The organism is Pseudomonas sp. RC4D1 (genome assembly GCF_018390395.1).
Lineage (GTDB): Bacteria > Pseudomonadota > Gammaproteobacteria > Pseudomonadales > Pseudomonadaceae > Aquipseudomonas > Aquipseudomonas danubii.
Map to the genome: position 1 here is coordinate 1,117,487 of NZ_JAHBAW010000003.1, position 15,441 is coordinate 1,132,927.

Annotated in this window: 13 protein-coding genes; 7 read left to right on the forward strand and 6 right to left on the reverse strand. The window is 65.1% G+C overall.

The genetic code is table 11. The annotated features are described in order from the left end of the window. Positions 1-3: 3 nt before the first annotated feature. Positions 4-768 carry an SDR family oxidoreductase gene (locus KHO49_RS29820; protein ID WP_102879299.1) on the forward strand — a complete coding sequence of 255 codons (765 nt, stop codon included), beginning with the start codon at positions 4-6 and terminating at the stop codon, positions 766-768. A gap of 120 nt (positions 769-888) precedes the next feature. On the opposite strand, the gene KHO49_RS29825 is transcribed toward KHO49_RS29820, so the two are convergent. The 6 genes from KHO49_RS29825 to KHO49_RS29850 form a co-directional block, all read right to left on the reverse strand. Beyond that, positions 889-1,662 carry an enoyl-CoA hydratase gene (locus KHO49_RS29825; protein WP_102879298.1) on the reverse strand — a complete coding sequence of 258 codons (774 nt, stop codon included), beginning with the start codon at positions 1,660-1,662 and terminating at the stop codon, positions 889-891. Between the two features lie 20 nt (positions 1,663-1,682). Next, positions 1,683-2,810, reverse strand: a complete 1,128-nt coding sequence (locus KHO49_RS29830; RefSeq protein ID WP_213666397.1) for an acyl-CoA dehydrogenase — start codon at positions 2,808-2,810, stop codon at positions 1,683-1,685. A 12-nt stretch (positions 2,811-2,822) separates the two neighbouring features. Then, a complete protein-coding gene (locus KHO49_RS29835) occupies positions 2,823-4,013 on the reverse strand; it encodes an acetyl-CoA C-acyltransferase (RefSeq protein ID WP_213666398.1) in 1,191 nt (396 codons plus the stop codon). Positions 4,014-4,025: 12 nt separating this feature from the next. After that, on the reverse strand, positions 4,026-4,787 hold the full coding sequence (locus tag KHO49_RS29840; RefSeq protein ID WP_123390772.1) for an SDR family NAD(P)-dependent oxidoreductase: 762 nt from the start codon (positions 4,785-4,787) through the stop codon (positions 4,026-4,028). 14 nt (positions 4,788-4,801) lie between these two features. Then, the gene (locus KHO49_RS29845) at positions 4,802-6,466 is read right to left on the reverse strand and encodes an AMP-binding protein (protein ID WP_102879294.1); all 1,665 of its coding nucleotides are present in this window, start codon (positions 6,464-6,466) and stop codon (positions 4,802-4,804) included. Between the two features lie 209 nt (positions 6,467-6,675). Then, positions 6,676-7,698: an AraC family transcriptional regulator gene (locus tag KHO49_RS29850; RefSeq protein WP_102863555.1), complete on the reverse strand. Its 1,023-nt coding sequence runs from the start codon at positions 7,696-7,698 to the stop codon at positions 6,676-6,678. A 388-nt stretch (positions 7,699-8,086) separates the two neighbouring features. Here KHO49_RS29850 and KHO49_RS29855 point away from each other — a divergent pair, with 388 nt between their 5' ends. The 6 genes from KHO49_RS29855 to xylB all read left to right on the forward strand — a co-directional run bounded on the left by KHO49_RS29855 (position 8,087) and on the right by xylB (position 15,434). Beyond that, a complete protein-coding gene (locus KHO49_RS29855; protein WP_249735932.1) occupies positions 8,087-9,358 on the forward strand; it encodes an ABC transporter substrate-binding protein in 1,272 nt (423 codons plus the stop codon). Between the two features lie 157 nt (positions 9,359-9,515). After that, the gene (locus KHO49_RS29860) at positions 9,516-10,442 is read left to right on the forward strand and encodes a carbohydrate ABC transporter permease (protein ID WP_213666399.1); all 927 of its coding nucleotides are present in this window, start codon (positions 9,516-9,518) and stop codon (positions 10,440-10,442) included. A 10-nt stretch (positions 10,443-10,452) separates the two neighbouring features. Continuing rightward, positions 10,453-11,283 (forward strand): carbohydrate ABC transporter permease, encoded by an 831-nt coding sequence (locus KHO49_RS29865; protein WP_123390765.1) that lies wholly within the window; start codon positions 10,453-10,455, stop codon positions 11,281-11,283. Positions 11,284-11,306: 23 nt separating this feature from the next. After that, positions 11,307-12,410 carry an ABC transporter ATP-binding protein gene (locus KHO49_RS29870; protein ID WP_102863551.1) on the forward strand — a complete coding sequence of 368 codons (1,104 nt, stop codon included), beginning with the start codon at positions 11,307-11,309 and terminating at the stop codon, positions 12,408-12,410. Between the two features lie 31 nt (positions 12,411-12,441). Continuing rightward, a complete protein-coding gene (locus KHO49_RS29875) occupies positions 12,442-13,944 on the forward strand; it encodes a mannitol dehydrogenase family protein (RefSeq protein ID WP_213666400.1) in 1,503 nt (500 codons plus the stop codon). Beyond that, on the forward strand, positions 13,941-15,434 hold the full coding sequence (xylB, locus tag KHO49_RS29880; RefSeq protein WP_213666401.1) for a xylulokinase: 1,494 nt from the start codon (positions 13,941-13,943) through the stop codon (positions 15,432-15,434). Before KHO49_RS29875 ends, xylB begins: the two co-directional genes overlap by 4 nt. Positions 15,435-15,441 lie beyond the last annotated feature (7 nt).

Consider the following 15,441-nt stretch of genomic DNA (forward strand, 5'->3'; position numbering starts at 1 on the left):
ATCATGAAACAACTGCAAGACAAAGTCGCGATTGTGACGGGGGCCACGTCGGGAATCGGTCAGGCTGCCGCCCGGCTGTTCGCCCAAGAGGGCGCGCGCCTGATAGTGACCGGTCGTCGGGGCGACGCCCTGGATGCGTTGGTCGCCCAGATCCAGCAAGCCGGTGGCGAGGCACTCGGGGTTGCCGGTGACATTCGCAGCGAGGCACTGGCCGAACGTCTTGTGGCGCTGGCGCTGGAGCGTTTCGGTGGCTTGGATATCGCGTTCAACAACGCCGGAATGACCGGTGAAACCCGGTCCGTCTCCGAGTTGACCCTGGGCCAGTGGCAGGCCGTGCTCGACTGCAACTTGACCAGTGCCTTTCTTGGGGCCAAGTACCAGTTGCCTGCTCTGCGCAGCCGGGGCGCAGGGTCGATCATTTTCACTTCCAGCTTTGTCGGGCACCACGTCGGTTTTCCCGGCATGGCGGCGTATGCCGCGAGCAAGGCCGCGCTGATCGGCTTGACCCAGGTCATCGCGGCTGAAGAAGGCCCCCATGGCATTCGCGCCAACGCGCTACTGCCCGGAGGCACCGACACGCCAATGGGCCGAGCAGCCACCGACACGCCAGAGAAACGCGCCTTTGTCGAAAACCTGCATGCCCTCAAGCGCCTCGCCCGTCCCGAGGAAATTGCCCGTGCGGCGCTGTTCCTCGCGTCGGACGCCGCCAGTTTCGTCAGCGGGACGGCGATGCTGGTTGAGGGGGGAGTTTCCATCAACCGCAGCTAGGGTCTGTTCCCGTTTGGTGACGAGCCGCGTTGCTGGGCCAAACGGGAACAGCCCCTAGGCGCTGCGGTTGAGGCTGCGGGGACGCTGGATGAACGCCGCGTCCTGCCAGGGGCGGTGCGCTTACTGATCCTTGAACTGCGGATCACGCTTGGCGATGAAGGCGGCCATGCCCTCTTTCTGGTCCTGGGTGGCGAACGCCGCGTGGAACACCCGGCGTTCGAAGCGCACGCCTTCGGACAGGCTGACTTCGAAGGCGCGGTTCACGCTTTCCTTGATCATCATGCTCACCGGGATCGATTTTGCGGCAATCAGGGCGGCGACTTTCAGGGCCTCTTCCACCAGGTCGTCCGCTGGGACGATGCGCGCGACGATGCCGCAACGCTCGGCTTCCACGGCGTCGATAAAGCGTCCGGTCAGGCACATTTCCATGGCCTTGGCCTTGCCCACGGCGCGGGTCAGGCGCTGGGTGCCGCCCATGCCCGGCAATACGCCAAGGTTGATTTCCGGCTGGCCGAACTTGGCGTTGTCGCCGGCCAGGATGAAGTCGCACATCAAGGCCAGTTCGCAACCGCCGCCCAGGGCAAAGCCGTTGACCGCGGCGATGATCGGCTTGCGCCGGTTGGCCACGCGGTCGCTGTCGCTGAACAGGTCGTCGAGGTAGATCTGCGGGTAGGTGAGTTCGGCCATTTCCTTGATGTCGGCACCGGCGGCGAAGGCTTTCTTCGAGCCGGTGATGACGATGCAGCCGATCTGCGGGTCGGCTTCCAGGCGGTCCAGGGCCAGGTTCACTTCACCGACGATCTGCGCGTTGAGGGCGTTCAGCGCCTGGGGACGGTTGAGGGTGATCAGACCGACGCGGTCCTTGATGTCCAACAAAATGGTTTCGTAGCTCATGAATCAGCTCCTGCTAAAAGTCAGAGATTGCGCGAAATGACCATGCGCTGGATGTCGCTGGTGCCTTCGTAGATCTGGCAGATGCGCACGTCGCGGTAGATGCGCTCCAGCGGGAAGTCGCTCAAGTAGCCATAACCGCCCAGGGTTTGCAACGCCGCCGAACAGACCTTCTCGGCCATTTCCGAGGCGAACAGTTTGGCCATCGAGGCTTCCACCAGGGCCGGCTTGCCGCTGTCGCGCAGGGCGGCGGCGTAGTGCACCATTTGGCGCGCCACGGCAATCTGGGTAGCCATGTCCGCCAGGCGGAACGCCACGGCCTGGTGCTCGATGATCGGCTTGCCGAAGGTCTCGCGCTCACGGGCGTAGTCGCGCGCCGCTTCGAACGCCGCCCGGGCCATGCCCACCGCCTGCGAGGCAATGCCCACGCGCCCGCCTTCAAGGTTGGCCAGGGCGATCTTGTAGCCCTCGCCCTCCTCCCCCAGGCGGTTGGCCAGCGGCACCTTCACATCCTCGAAAAGGATCTGGCAGGTGTCGCTGGCGTGCTGGCCGAGCTTGTCCTCGATGCGCGCGACCTTATAGCCCGGCGAGTCGGTGGGCACGATAAAGGCGCTGATGCCGCGCTTGCCGGCCGCCGGGTCGGTGACCGCGAACACGATCACCACCCCGGCGTTCTGCCCCGAGGTGATGAATTGCTTGCAGCCGTTGAGCACATAGTGATCGCCATCGCGACGGGCCCGGGTCTTCAGGCTGCTGGCATCGGAGCCGGCCTGGGGCTCGGTCAAGGCGAAGGCGCCGAGCATGGCGCCGCTGGCCAGGGGCTTGAGGAAACGCTCTTTCTGCTCGTCATTGCCGAACTTGAGGATCGGCACACAGCCCACCGAGTTGTGCACGCTCATGATGGTGGAGCAGGCGCCGTCACCGGCGGCGATTTCTTCCAGGGCCATGGCATAGGCCAGGTAGCCGGTGTCGCAACCGCCCCATTGTTCAGGCACCAGCATGCCGAAGAAACCCAGCTCGGCCATCTCGGCAATGGCTTCCTTGGGAAAGCGGTGCTCGCGATCCCACTCGGCGGCGAAAGGCTTGAGGCGTTCCTGGGCAAATTGCCGGGCCGCGTCGCTGATCTGCTGTTGTTCGTCATTGGGCAACATCGGGATTCCTCGTTACAGGCATTCAACGGCCATGGCCGTGGCTTCACCACCGCCGATGCAGATCGCGGCCACGCCACGCTTTAGGCCCTTCTGGCGCAGTGCCGACAGCAGAGTCACCAGAATCCGCGCACCGGAGGCGCCGATGGGGTGGCCCAGGGCGCAGGCGCCACCGTGGACGTTGACCTTGGCGTGGGGGATTTCCAGCTTGCTCATGGTCACCAGGCTGACCACAGCGAAGGCTTCGTTGATCTCGAACAGGTCCACGTCCTGCAAGGACCAGCCGGTCTTTTTCATCAATCGCTCGATGGCGCCCACGGGAGCCACCGGGAACAGCCCCGGAGTGTCGGCGAAGGCCGAGTGGCCATGGATGACCGCCAAGGGCTTGAGGCCGCGTTTCTCGGCTGCGGAACGACGCATCAGCACCAGGGCCGCAGCACCGTCGGAGATCGAACTGGAGTTGGCGGCGGTGACCGTTCCACCGTCGCGGAACGCCGGCTTCAGGGTGGCGATCTTGTCCAGCTTGGCCTTGGGCGGCTGCTCGTCATCGCTGATCAGCTTCGACTCTTTGCCGATCATTACCTGCAGGGGAACGATCTCGTCCTTGAACAGGCCGTCCTTGATCGCCTGCTGGGCGCGGGTCAGGGAGGCCACGGCAAATTCATCCTGAGCCTGACGGGTGAAACCGTTGGCCTCGGCACAGTCTTCGGCGAAGGTGCCCATCAGGCGGCCCTTGTCGTAGGCGTCTTCCAGGCCATCGAGGAACATGTGATCCAGGACCTTGCCGTGGCCCATGCGGTAGCCGCTGCGGGCACGGTCCAGCAGGTATGGGGCGTTGGACATGCTTTCCATGCCACCGGCGATCACCACCTCGGCGCTGCCGGCCAGCAGCATGTCGTGGGCCAGGATGGTGGCTTCCATACCGGAACCGCACATCTTGTTCAGGGTGGTGCAGCGGGTGCCCTTGTCCAGGCCAGCGCCTAGAGCGGCCTGGCGCGCCGGGGCCTGGCCGAGGCCGGCAGACAGCACACAGCCGAACAGCACTTCTTCTACCGCGTCAGCCGCGATGCCGGCCCGCTGTACCGCGGCACGGATGGCCTCGCTCCCCAGTTGCGGGGCGCTGAGGCCTTTGAGCTCACCCTGGAAACCGCCCATGGGGGTGCGGACGGCGCTGACAATGACAATCGGATCGTGGGCAATGGACATGAGAATTCCTCCTTACTTGGCGGCCATGCGCAAGGCACCGTCGAGACGGATCACCTCACCGTTGAGCATGCTGTTTTCAATGATATGCCGCACCAGCGCAGCGTACTCGGCGGGTTTGCCCAGGCGCGGCGGAAACGGCACGCCCGCGGCCAGACCGGCCCGTACTTCCTCGCTCATGCCGGCCATCATCGGGGTTTCGAAGATCCCCGGAGCGATGGTCATCACCCGGATGCCGAAGCGTGCCAGCTCACGGGCCACCGGCAGGGTCAGGCTGGCGATGGCGCCCTTGGAGGCGGCATAGGCGGCCTGGCCGATCTGCCCGTCGAAGGCGGCGATGGAGGCGGTGTTGATGATCACCCCGCGCTCGCCCTCGGCATTGGCAGTGCTTTCGGCGATGGCCGCCGCGGCCAGGCGCAACAGGTTGAAACTGCCGATCAGGTTGACGTTGATCACCTGGCTGAAGCTGGCCAAAGCGTGGGGGCCATTCTTGCCGAGGATTTTCTCGCCCCGCACGATACCGGCGCAGTTGACCAGCCCGTTGAGCTTGCCAAAGGCCTTGACCGTGGCCTGCACCGCCGCTTCGGCCGCCGCTTCCTGGCTGATGTCCGCCACCACGCTCTGGCAGCCCAGTTGCTGGGCCTTGGCCGCCACGGCCTCGGCGTTGAGGTCCACCAGCATCACTTTGGCGCCGGCGGCGACGAGCATTTCAGCGCTGGCGGCACCGAGGCCGGACGCACCGCCACTGACGAGAAACACCTGGTTTGCAATGTCCATCATTCAAATCCTGTTCATGCGGTAGCTGTTGACGCCGCGGCCTCTTGAGCCTTGGCGATTTCCTGGTTGCGCAAGATAAAGCGCTGCAATTTGCCGCTGGGGGTTTTCGGCAAGTCGCTGACAAATTCGATTTCGCGGGGGTAGGAATGGGCCGCCAGGCGCTTGCGCACGTGCTGGCGCAACTCCTCGGCCAACTCCGGGGTGGCGCGGTACTGCTCGCTGAGCACCACAAAGGCTTTCACCAGTTCGGTGCGTTCGGGATCGGGCTTGCCTACCACCGCCGCTTCCACCACCGCCGGGTGTTCGATCAGGGCGCTTTCCACATCGAAAGGGCCCACCCGATAGCCGGAGGTGGTGATCACATCATCGCTGCGGCCGACAAAGCTGATGCTGCCGTCCTGGTTCAGCTCGACGGTGTCTCCGCTGAGGTAGTAATCGCCGACAAAGGCCTTGGTCGGCACCCCGGCGTAACCGGCGAACCAGCACATCGGCGACTGCCTGCGGTCGATGGCCAGGATCCCCGGCTGACCGACACCCAGCTCCCGGTACTCTTCGTCCAGCACTACGATGCGGTGGCCCGGCGAGGCAAAGCCGGCGGCGCCGACATGCACCGGGTGGTCCAGGCCGTGGTGGTTGCACAGCACCATGCCCAGCTCGGTCTGGCCGTAGTGGTCGTGGATCACCACGTCCAGCTGCTCGGCGAACCAACGGATCACTTCCGGGTTCAGCGGCTCGCCGGCGCTGCTGACGATGCGCAGGCGGCCCTTGATCGACCGGGCGAACTGGTCGCCACCGGCGATCAGCAGGCGGTAGGCCGTGGGCGAACCGGTGAGGTTGGTGATGCCGTACTTGTTGATCACCCGGCAGGTGCTTTCCAGGGTGAAGGGGCCGTCGTAGAAAGTGATCGGGTGGCCCAGGCCCAGGGGCCCGGTGACGCCGAAATAGATGCCATAGGCCCAGCCCGGGTCGGCGACGTTCCAGAAGGCGTCTTCCGGGCGCAGGTCCACGGCGTCGCGGGTGTAGGCCTGGAACGCGACAATGGCCTTGAGCGGCACTTCCAGGGCCTTGGACGGGCCGGTGGTGCCGGAGGTGAACATCAGCAGGAAGGGGTCTTCACCACTGAGCAGCACCGGTTCGCACTGGGCCGGGTACTGTTCCAGCTCGGCCCAGAAACTGAAATCGCCGCGCACGATGCCCTGGCCCTTGGCGCCTCCCACTGTGACGACGGTGGGGCAATCGGCGACCTCCAGGAGCTTGGGTCGGTTGACCCCATCGGTGACCACCACCTTGGCCTGGGAACTGTTCAAGCGATGCTCGATGGCCTTGGGGCCAAAGGCAGTGAACAGCGGCTGGTACACCGCGCCGATACGCCAGGTGGCAAGCACCGTGATCAAGAGTTCGACATTGCGCGGCAACAGTCCGGCGACCTTGTCGCCCTTGCCGACCCCCTGGGCCAGGAGGAAATTGGCCAGGCGAGCGGCCTTGTCCTGCAATTCAGTGAAGGTGTAGGTGGCGCTGCTGCCGTCCCGGCCTTCCCAGAACAGCGCGATACGACCAGGCAATGCATGCCGGTCACAACATTCGACACAGGCATTGAGCGCCGACAGCGAGCCTGCAAGGGCGGCGTCGACGGTGTGCTGATAGTTGAACTCTTTGATAGCGGACAGGTAGTTGCGCATTGCCAGAATCCCTCGCTGTTCTTATTAGGATGGGAACCTCATGAAAACCGGGGAAATACTGGCGCCAGAGCCCTCGCGGAACAATGGTCAAAGCTATCAAGTTGCGTGACCGGTTTGGCCAAGCGCCCGCTCCAACAGATCCGGCGAGATGGCCGGATCTGTCGGAGCGGCGCATGGCTTGCGGGCCTCTTCGCCGGGCAAGCCGGCTCCTACGAGAGGTCCGGGTCGTTGAGGATCAGGCTGCGATAGTGCCCGGGGTTGGAGCCGGACCATTTGCGAAACGCCTTGTAGAACGAGCTGGTATCGGCAAACCCCAGGCGCCCGGCTATCTCGGCGAAACTCAGTTGCGGCTCTGCCAGCCAGACAATCGCCAGTTCCTTGCGCACGCTGTCCTTGAGGGCCTGGTAGCTCTGGCCCTCTTCCGCCAGGCGCCGGCGCAGGGTCGAGGCGGACATGCACAGGCTCTGGGCCAGGCTTTCACTCTCCGGCCACTGCTCACCCGGCAATTGCCGCAGTTGCTGCTTGATGCGGCTGGCCAGGCTTTCGGGATCGCGGTATTTCACCAGGATATTGGCCGGGGCATGGGCCAGAAAGCGCTTGAGTTCCGCCTCGCTGCGCTTGATGGGCAGGTCCAGGCAGTCGGCGGCGATGATCATCCGCGTGCGCGGCCGGTCAAAGCGCAGGTTGTCGGAGAACATCACCCGGTAGTCGTCGCAGAAATCCGGCTGCGGGCAACGCAGTTCGATGGCCAGGATCGGAATCCGCCGGCCCGCCAGCCAGCAGGCCACGCCGTGGACGATCATCCAGTAAGTGAAGTAGGTAAAGGCCCGCCGCGGCTCGTGTTCATCCTCCAGCAGGACGATTTCCGCCAGGCTCTGCTGGTGCACCAGTTGCGCCGGCAGGCGCTCGAACATCAGCGACAGAAAGCCCAGTACCGAGTCCAGCCCCATGGCCAGGGTCGGCTGGGCCATGGCCGAGCGGCAGAGAAAGGCCAGGCTGCCGGACTTGAGCTTGCGCGGGTCCATACCGAAGAACTCGTCATCCAGACGCCGGGCCAGCAGGCGCCAGAGCCGCGCATAGGCACTGGCCGGGACCCGTGCCCGGCCCTGCTGCAAGCCCGCCGGATCGATGCCGACCTTGTGCAGCACTTCATCGGTGGCCGCGCCCGGAGCGCAGCTTTGCAGCAGCGCCTCACGCACCAGTTGCATAGAGATGGTGTCTTTTTCGGACATCGTGGCCAAGGGTTTCCTGGATCGGGGTTTAGGACGGCCATCTTAGGCAGTGATCGGAAAAATGCCAGTGGGCTTTGGGCTAAAAGTCGCCTCCCGCCCACCTTGAAACCGATACGGATTCGCGGGCTCCGTAGCGGCTTGAACCCGGGGCAAGCCCTGCAAATCGAGACCCGGGCCCTGGCAGCGGCAGCAAAGCAGTGCAAAAAAGTATCAACTCCAGTGTCATGGATGATTTGTCAGCGCCGCGTTTGAGGGCTGTAATCAGCCCACATTCTTCCTCTCTGGCGGAAGACATAACAACAATAACCGTCCTTCTGTCGCCAGCACTGGCGCAGAAGAGGAGTGACCGATGAAACCTTGCACCCAAGCCCTGCTCCTCAGCACCTGCATGACCCTCAGCAGCGTCACCTTCGGCGCCCAGACCCTGACCATCGCCACCGTCAACAACAGCGACATGATCCGCATGCAACGGCTGTCGAAAACCTTCGAGAGCCAGCACCCGGACATCCAGCTGAACTGGGTGGTGCTGGAAGAAAACGTCCTGCGCCAGCGCCTGACCACCGACATCGCCACCCAGGGCGGCCAGTTCGACGTGCTCACCATCGGCATGTACGAAGCCGCACTCTGGGGCGCCAAGGGCTGGCTGCAACCGATGCAGGACCTGCCCGCCGCCTATGACCTGGACGATGTCTTCCCTTCGGTCCGTGAAGGGCTGTCGGTCAAGGGCACCCTCTACGCCCTGCCGTTCTATGCCGAAAGCTCCATGACCTACTACCGCACCGACCTGTTCCAGGCGGCCGGCCTGAGCATGCCGGAGCGGCCGACCTGGGAGCAGATTGGCGAATTCGCCGCCAAGCTCAACAAGCCCGAGCAGGAGCAATACGGCCTGTGCCTGCGGGGCAAGGCCGGCTGGGGCGAGAACATGGCCCTGATCACCACCTTGGCCAACAGCTACGGCGCACGCTGGTTCGATGAACAATGGCAGCCCGAGTTCAGCGGACCAGAATGGAAGAACGCCCTGAGCTTCTATGTCGACAACATGAAGAAGTCCGGCCCGCCCGGGGCCTCGAGCAACGGTTTCAATGAAAACCTGGCGCTGTTCAACAGTGGCAAGTGCGCGATCTGGGTCGACGCCAGCGTCGCCGGCTCCTTTGTCACCGACCAGAGCCAGAGCAAGGTCGCCGAGCAGGTGGGCTTCACCTACGCGCCGCACCAAGTCACCGACAAGGGCAGCGCCTGGCTGTACTCCTGGTCCCTGGCGATCCCCGCCAGCTCCAAGGCCAAGGACGCCGCGAAGACCTTCACCACCTGGGCCACCTCCAAGGAATACGCAGCCCTGGTGGCCGAGAAGGACGGCATCGCCAATGTGCCGCCGGGCACCCGCGCCTCCACCTACAGCCAGGCCTACATGAGCGCCGCGCCGTTCGCCCGGATCACCCTGGAATCACTGAAGGCCGTGGACCCGAGCAAACCGACCCTCAAGCCGGTGCCCTACATCGGCATCCAGCTGGTGACCATTCCCGAGTTCCAGGCCATCGGCACCCAGGTCGGCAAGCTGTTTTCCGCGGCGCTGATCGGCCAGACCACCGTGGACCAGGCCCTGGCAGCCGCGCAGCAGAGCACCGAGCGGGAAATGAAGCGCGCCGGCTACCCGAAATAACCCGGCACGCCTTGTAGGAGCCGGCTGGCCGGCGAAGAGGCCCTTGAGTCTTGCGCAGTGTTCAAGGACGCCTTCGCTGGCAAGCCAGCGCCTACGCGCAATCCGGCCATGCCAGCGCAGTGTCGCGCCCCCTCATACCCAACTGGTTGTGATCCTCATGAAAACCTCGACTGCCAAGCTCCATCAGCCAGCGCAGGCGGCCCCCCGCAAGCGTCGCCTGGCCAGCCCCGGCTGGTTCCTGGTCAGCCCCTCGGTGGCGTTGTTGCTGCTGTGGATGATCGTGCCCCTGGGCATGACCCTGTACTTCTCGCTGATCCGCTACAACCTGCTGTACCCCGGTGAAAACCAGTTCGTGGGCCTGGAGAACTTCAGCTACTTCCTCAGCGACTCGGGCTTTGTGCCCGGGGCCACCAACACCCTGTTGCTGGTGGGCAGCGTGCTGCTGATCAGCGTGGTGCTCGGGGTGCTGATCAGTGCCCTGCTGGAGGCCAGCGAGTTCCTCGGCCGGGGCATTGTCCGGGTCCTGCTGATCTCGCCGTTCTTCATCATGCCCACGGTGGGCGCGCTGATCTGGAAGAACCTGATTTTCCACCCGGTCTCGGGGATTCTGGCGGCGCTGTGGAAGCTGTTCGGCGCCCAGCCAGTGGACTGGCTGGCCCACTACCCGCTGCTGTCGATCATCATCATCGTCTCCTGGCAGTGGCTGCCGTTCGCCATCCTGATCCTGATGACCGCCATGCAGTCCCTGGACCAGGAACAGAAAGAGGCCGCGCGCCTGGACGGTGCCGGCCCCATCGCGATCTTCTGGCACCTGACCCTGCCCCACCTGGCGCGCCCCATCGCCGTGGTGGTGATGATCGAGACCATCTTCCTGCTTTCGGTGTTCGCCGAAATCTTCACCACCACCAACGGCGGCCCGGGCTACGCCTCGACCAACCTGGCCTACCTGATCTACAACCAGGCGCTGGTGCAGTTCGACGTGGGCATGGCGTCCGCCGGCGGCCTGATCGCCGTGGTCATCGCCAACATCGCCGCGATCATCCTGGTACGGATGATCGGCAAGAACCTGACTGACCAGAGCTGAGGTGCCCGCCATGACCCTGCAACAATCCCGACGCCTGCAAAGCCTGCTACTGGGCACCCTGGCCTGGGCCATCGCGATCCTGATCTTCTTCCCGATCTTCTGGATGGTGCTGACCAGCTTCAAGAGCGAGATCGACGCCTTTGCCACGCCGCCGCAGTTCATCTTCACCCCCACACTGGAGAACTACCTGCACATCAACGAGCGCAGCAACTACCTGGCCTTCGCCTGGAACTCGGTGGTGATCTCCTTCAGTGCCACCGCCCTGAGCCTGCTGATCGCGGTGCCTGCGGCCTACTCCATGGCCTTCTACGAGACCCGCAACACCAAGCGCACCCTGCTGTGGATGCTCTCCACCAAGATGCTGCCACCGGTGGGGGTGCTGATGCCCATCTACCTGCTGGCCAAGAGTTTCGGCCTGCTGGACACGCGCATCGCGCTGATCGTGATCTACACCCTGATCAACCTGCCGATCGTGGTGTGGATGGTTTACACCTACTTCAAGGACATCCCCCGGGACATTCTCGAAGCCGCGCGCCTGGACGGCGCGACCCTGGCCCAGGAAATGCTCCGGGTGCTGATGCCCATCGCCAAGGGCGGCCTGGCCTCCACCGCGCTGCTGTCGCTGATCCTGTGCTGGAACGAAGCCTTCTGGTCGCTGAACCTGACCTCCTCCAATGCCGCCCCGCTGACCGCGCTGATCGCCTCCTACTCCAGCCCCGAAGGGCTGTTCTGGGCCAAGCTCTCGGCGGTCTCGACCCTGGCCTGCGCGCCGATCCTGATCTTCGGCTGGATCAGCCAGAAGCAACTGGTGCGCGGCCTGTCCTTTGGCGCAGTGAAGTAACCCTCGAATTCTGGAGACATCCCATGGCTCACCTGAAAATCAGCAACCTGCAAAAAGGCTTCGAAGGCTTCGAGATCATCAAGGGCATCGACCTTGAAGTGAACGACAAGGAATTCGTGGTCTTCGTCGGCCCCTCCGGCTGCGGCAAATCCACCCTGCTGCGGCTGATCGCCGGGCTGGAGGAGGTCAGCAGCGGCAGCATCGAGCTGGACGGGCGCGACATCACCCAAGTCAGCCCGGCCAAGCGCGACCTGGCCATGGTGTTCCAGACCTACGCCCTGTACCCGCACATGAGCGTGCGCAAGAACATGTCCTTCGCCCTGGACCTGGCCGGGGTCGACAAGGCCCAGGTGCAACAGAAGGTCGACGAGGCGGCGCGCATTCTCGAACTGGGGCCGATGCTCGAACGCAAGCCCAAGCAACTCTCCGGCGGCCAGCGCCAGCGCGTGGCCATCGGCCGGGCCATCGTGCGCAACCCGAAGATCTTCCTGTTCGACGAACCCCTGTCCAACCTCGATGCCGCGCTGCGGGTGCAGATGCGCCTGGAGCTGGCACGCCTGCACCAGGAGCTGCAGGCCACCATGATCTACGTGACCCACGATCAGGTCGAAGCCATGACCCTGGCGGACAAGGTGGTGGTGCTCAACGGCGGTCGGGTGGAACAGGTGGGTTCGCCCCTGGAGCTCTATCACCGCCCGGCCAACCTGTTTGTCGCAGGCTTTCTCGGCACACCGAAGATGGGCTTTCTCAAGGGCAGCGTCAGCCAGGTGGACGGCCAGGGGTGCGAGGTGCAACTGCAGGCCGGAGCGCGCCTGCGCCTGAGCCAAAGCCATCCGCAGCTCAAGGTCGGTAGCCCGGTGACCCTGGGCATTCGCCCCGAACACCTGGAGCTGGGCGAGCCCGGCCCCGGCAGCCTGCCAGTCACCAGCGACGTGGCCGAGCGCCTGGGCAGCGACACCTTCTGCCATGTGCGCAGCACCTGCGGCGAGGCCCTGACCCTGCGTATCCGCGGTGATCTGGCCAGCCGCTGCGGCGAGCAACTGCACCTGCGCCTGGACCCCGAGCACTGCCACCTGTTCGATGCCCAAGGCGTCGCTGTTCCCCGTTCCCTGCGCGCCGCCGCCTGATGGCCGCCGCCCGATTACCGAGAGCCCTTGCATGAAACTCAATCGCTTCAACCTCAGCCAGCTCCCGCCCCAGGTGCAGGTGCCGGCCTACAGTACCGCCGACACCCGCCAGGGCATCGTGCACATCGGCGTCGGCGGTTTTCACCGGGCGCACCAGGCCTACTACACCGACGCCCTGATGAACCAGGGCCTGGGCCTGGACTGGAGCATCTGCGGGGTCGGCCTGCGCGCCGAGGACCGCCGCGCCCGAGACGACCTGGCGGGCCAGGACTGCCTCTACACCCTGTTCGAACTGGGGGACGGTGACGACCACGAAGTGCGGGTGATCGGCTCCATCAGCCAGATGCTGCTGGCCGAAGACGGCCCCCAGGCGCTGATCGACAAGCTGGCCAGCCCAGAGATCCGCATCGTCTCCCTGACCATCACCGAGGGCGGTTACTGCATCGATGACAGCAGCGGCGAGTTCATGCTCCACCTGCCGCAGATCCAGCACGACCTGGCCCACCCCCAGCAGCCACGCACGGTGTTCGGCTTCCTCTGTGCCGCCCTGGCCAAGCGTCGCGCCGCGGGCATTGCGGCTTTCACCCTGATGTCCTGCGATAACCTGCCCCACAACGGCGCCGTGACCCGCAAGGCACTGCTGGCGTTTGCCGCCCGGCGCGACGCCGACCTGCACGACTGGATCGCCAGCCAGGTGAGCTTCCCCAATGCCATGGTGGACCGCATCACCCCCATGACCAGCACCGCCCACCGCCTGCAACTGCACGACCAGCACGGCATCGACGATGCCTGGCCGGTGGTGTGCGAGCCCTTTGTGCAGTGGGTCCTGGAAGACCAGTTCGTCAACGGCCGCCCGGCCTGGGAACAGGTGGGCGTGCAGTTCACCGACGACGTCACGCCCTACGAAGAGATGAAGATCAAGCTGCTCAACGGCAGCCACCTGGCCCTGACCTACCTGGGCTTTCTCAAGGGCTACCGCTTCGTCCACGAAACCATGAACGACCCGCTGTTCGTCGCCTACATGCGCGCCTACATGGACCTGGACGTGACCCCGCAACTGGCGCCGGTGCCGGGCATCGACCTGGCGGCCTACAAGGACACGCTGGTCCAGCGCTTTTCCAACCAGGCCATCGCCGACCAGCTGGAGCGGGTGTGCAGCGACGGCTCGTCGAAATTTCCCAAGTTCACCGTGCCCACCCTCAACCGCCTGATCGCCGAGGGCCGCGATACCGAGCGGGCGGCCCTGGTGGTGGCCGCCTGGGCCCTGTACCTGCGGGGCGTGGACGAAAACGGCGTGCGCTACACGATTGCCGATCCACGGGCCGAGTTCTGCCAGGCCCTGGTGGCGGACGACACCCTGCTGACCCAGCGCCTGCTGGGAGTGGAGGAAATCTTCGGCCCGGCGATCCCCAGGTCCGCCGAGTTCGTCGACGCCTTTGAGCGCTGCTTCAACAGCCTGCGCGAGCATGGCGTCAGCCGGACCCTGGAACGCCTGCTGGCCAAGCCAGCGCGTCCAGCGCGGAGCGCAGGATGAGCACGGCCGCGCTGTACCTGGGTCTTGATTGTGGCACCCAGGGCACCAAGGCCCTGATCCTCGACAGCCACAGCGGCGCCGTCCTGGGCCTGGGCGCCGCCCCCCACAGCCTGATCAGCGGCGCCAACGGCCGACGCGAGCAAGACCCCGGGCAATGGCTGCAAGCCTGCATCAGCGCCACCCACCAGGCGTTGCAGGCGGCCGGGGTCGATGGCCGGGACATTCTTGGCCTTGCGGTCTCCGGCCAGCAGCACGGCCTGGTGCTGCTGGATGACCAAGGCCTGGTGCTGCGTCCGGCAAAGCTCTGGTGCGACACCGAAACCGTGGCCGAGAACCAGCGCCTGCTGGATCACCTGGGGGGCGAGCAAGGGTCCCTGGAGCGACTGGGTATCGCCCTGGCGCCGGGGTACACCCTGTCGAAGCTGCTGTGGACCCGGGAACAGCACCCCGCCTTGTTCCAGCGCATCGCCCATATCCTGCTGCCCCACGATTACCTCAACTTCTGGCTGACCGGGCGCTGCTGCAGCGAATACGGCGACGCCTCCGGCACCGGTTACTTCAATGTCCGCCGGCGTGACTGGGACCGGGCCCTGCTGGCCCACATCGACCCCGAGGGCCGCCTGGAGCGTGCCTTGCCGGAACTGATCGAGGCCCAGCAGCCGGTGGGGCCGATACTGCCGCAGATGGCCGGGCTCCTGGGCATCAACCCCCTGGCCCTGGTGGCCAGCGGCGGTGGCGACAACATGCTCGGGGCCATCGGCACCGGCAATATCGAGCCCGGCATCATCACCCTGAGCCTGGGCTCTTCCGGCACCCTGTATGCCTATGCCGAGCAGCCGCTGGTCAGCCACGCGTCGGTGGCGTCCTTCTGCTCGTCCAGCGGTGGCTGGCTGCCGCTGATCTGCACCATGAACCTGACCAACGCCACCACCCTGGTGCGCCAACTGCTGGAGCTGGACCTGGACAGCTTCAACCGCTTGGCGGGCCAGGCGCCAATCGGCGCCGAAGGCTTGTGCCTGCTGCCGTTCTTCAATGGCGAGCGGGTCCCCGCCCTGCCCCAGGCCCGTGGCAGCCTGCTGGGCATGACCCTGGACAACCTGACCCAGGCCAACCTGTGCCGCGCGGTGCTGGAGGGCACCACCTTCGGCCTGCGCTACGGCCTCGACCTGCTGCGGGCCAATGGCTTGCAAAGCCAGAGCATCCGCCTGATCGGCGGCGGCTCGAAAAGTCCGCTATGGCGGCAGATGGTCGCCGATATCATGCACACCCCGGTGATCTGCACCCGTGAAGCCGAAGCCGCCGCCCTGGGTGCGGCGATCCAGGCGGCCTGGTGCCATGGACGGCAGACGGACCCGGCCTTTAGCCTGGCGCAACTCTGTGAACGCTGCGTAAGCCTCGACCTCGACAGCCAGACCTGGCCCCAGGCCGAACAGGTGAAAGCCTACGAGCCGGCGTATGCACGCTATCAACAGCATCTGGCGACCCTTTGAAGAGCGA

Bases quoted from the DNA above. Each gene is read 5' to 3' on its own strand.
- KHO49_RS29820 (WP_102879299.1), top strand. From the start codon at position 4: ATGAAACAACTGCAAGACAAAGTCGCGATTGTGACGGGGGCCACGTCG.
- KHO49_RS29830 (WP_213666397.1), bottom strand. From the start codon at position 2,810: ATGTTGCCCAATGACGAACAACAGCAGATCAGCGACGCGGCCCGGCAA.
- KHO49_RS29850 (WP_102863555.1), bottom strand. From the start codon at position 7,698: ATGTCCGAAAAAGACACCATCTCTATGCAACTGGTGCGTGAGGCGCTG.
- KHO49_RS29845 (WP_102879294.1), bottom strand. From the start codon at position 6,466: ATGCGCAACTACCTGTCCGCTATCAAAGAGTTCAACTATCAGCACACC.
- KHO49_RS29875 (WP_213666400.1), top strand. From the start codon at position 12,442: ATGAAACTCAATCGCTTCAACCTCAGCCAGCTCCCGCCCCAGGTGCAG.
- KHO49_RS29840 (WP_123390772.1), bottom strand. From the start codon at position 4,787: ATGGACATTGCAAACCAGGTGTTTCTCGTCAGTGGCGGTGCGTCCGGC.
- KHO49_RS29855 (WP_249735932.1), top strand. From the start codon at position 8,087: ATGACCCTCAGCAGCGTCACCTTCGGCGCCCAGACCCTGACCATCGCC.
- KHO49_RS29860 (WP_213666399.1), top strand. From the start codon at position 9,516: ATGAAAACCTCGACTGCCAAGCTCCATCAGCCAGCGCAGGCGGCCCCC.
- KHO49_RS29870 (WP_102863551.1), top strand. From the start codon at position 11,307: ATGGCTCACCTGAAAATCAGCAACCTGCAAAAAGGCTTCGAAGGCTTC.
- KHO49_RS29835 (WP_213666398.1), bottom strand. From the start codon at position 4,013: ATGTCCATTGCCCACGATCCGATTGTCATTGTCAGCGCCGTCCGCACC.
- xylB (WP_213666401.1), top strand. From the start codon at position 13,941: ATGAGCACGGCCGCGCTGTACCTGGGTCTTGATTGTGGCACCCAGGGC.
- KHO49_RS29865 (WP_123390765.1), top strand. From the start codon at position 10,453: ATGACCCTGCAACAATCCCGACGCCTGCAAAGCCTGCTACTGGGCACC.
- KHO49_RS29825 (WP_102879298.1), bottom strand. From the start codon at position 1,662: ATGAGCTACGAAACCATTTTGTTGGACATCAAGGACCGCGTCGGTCTG.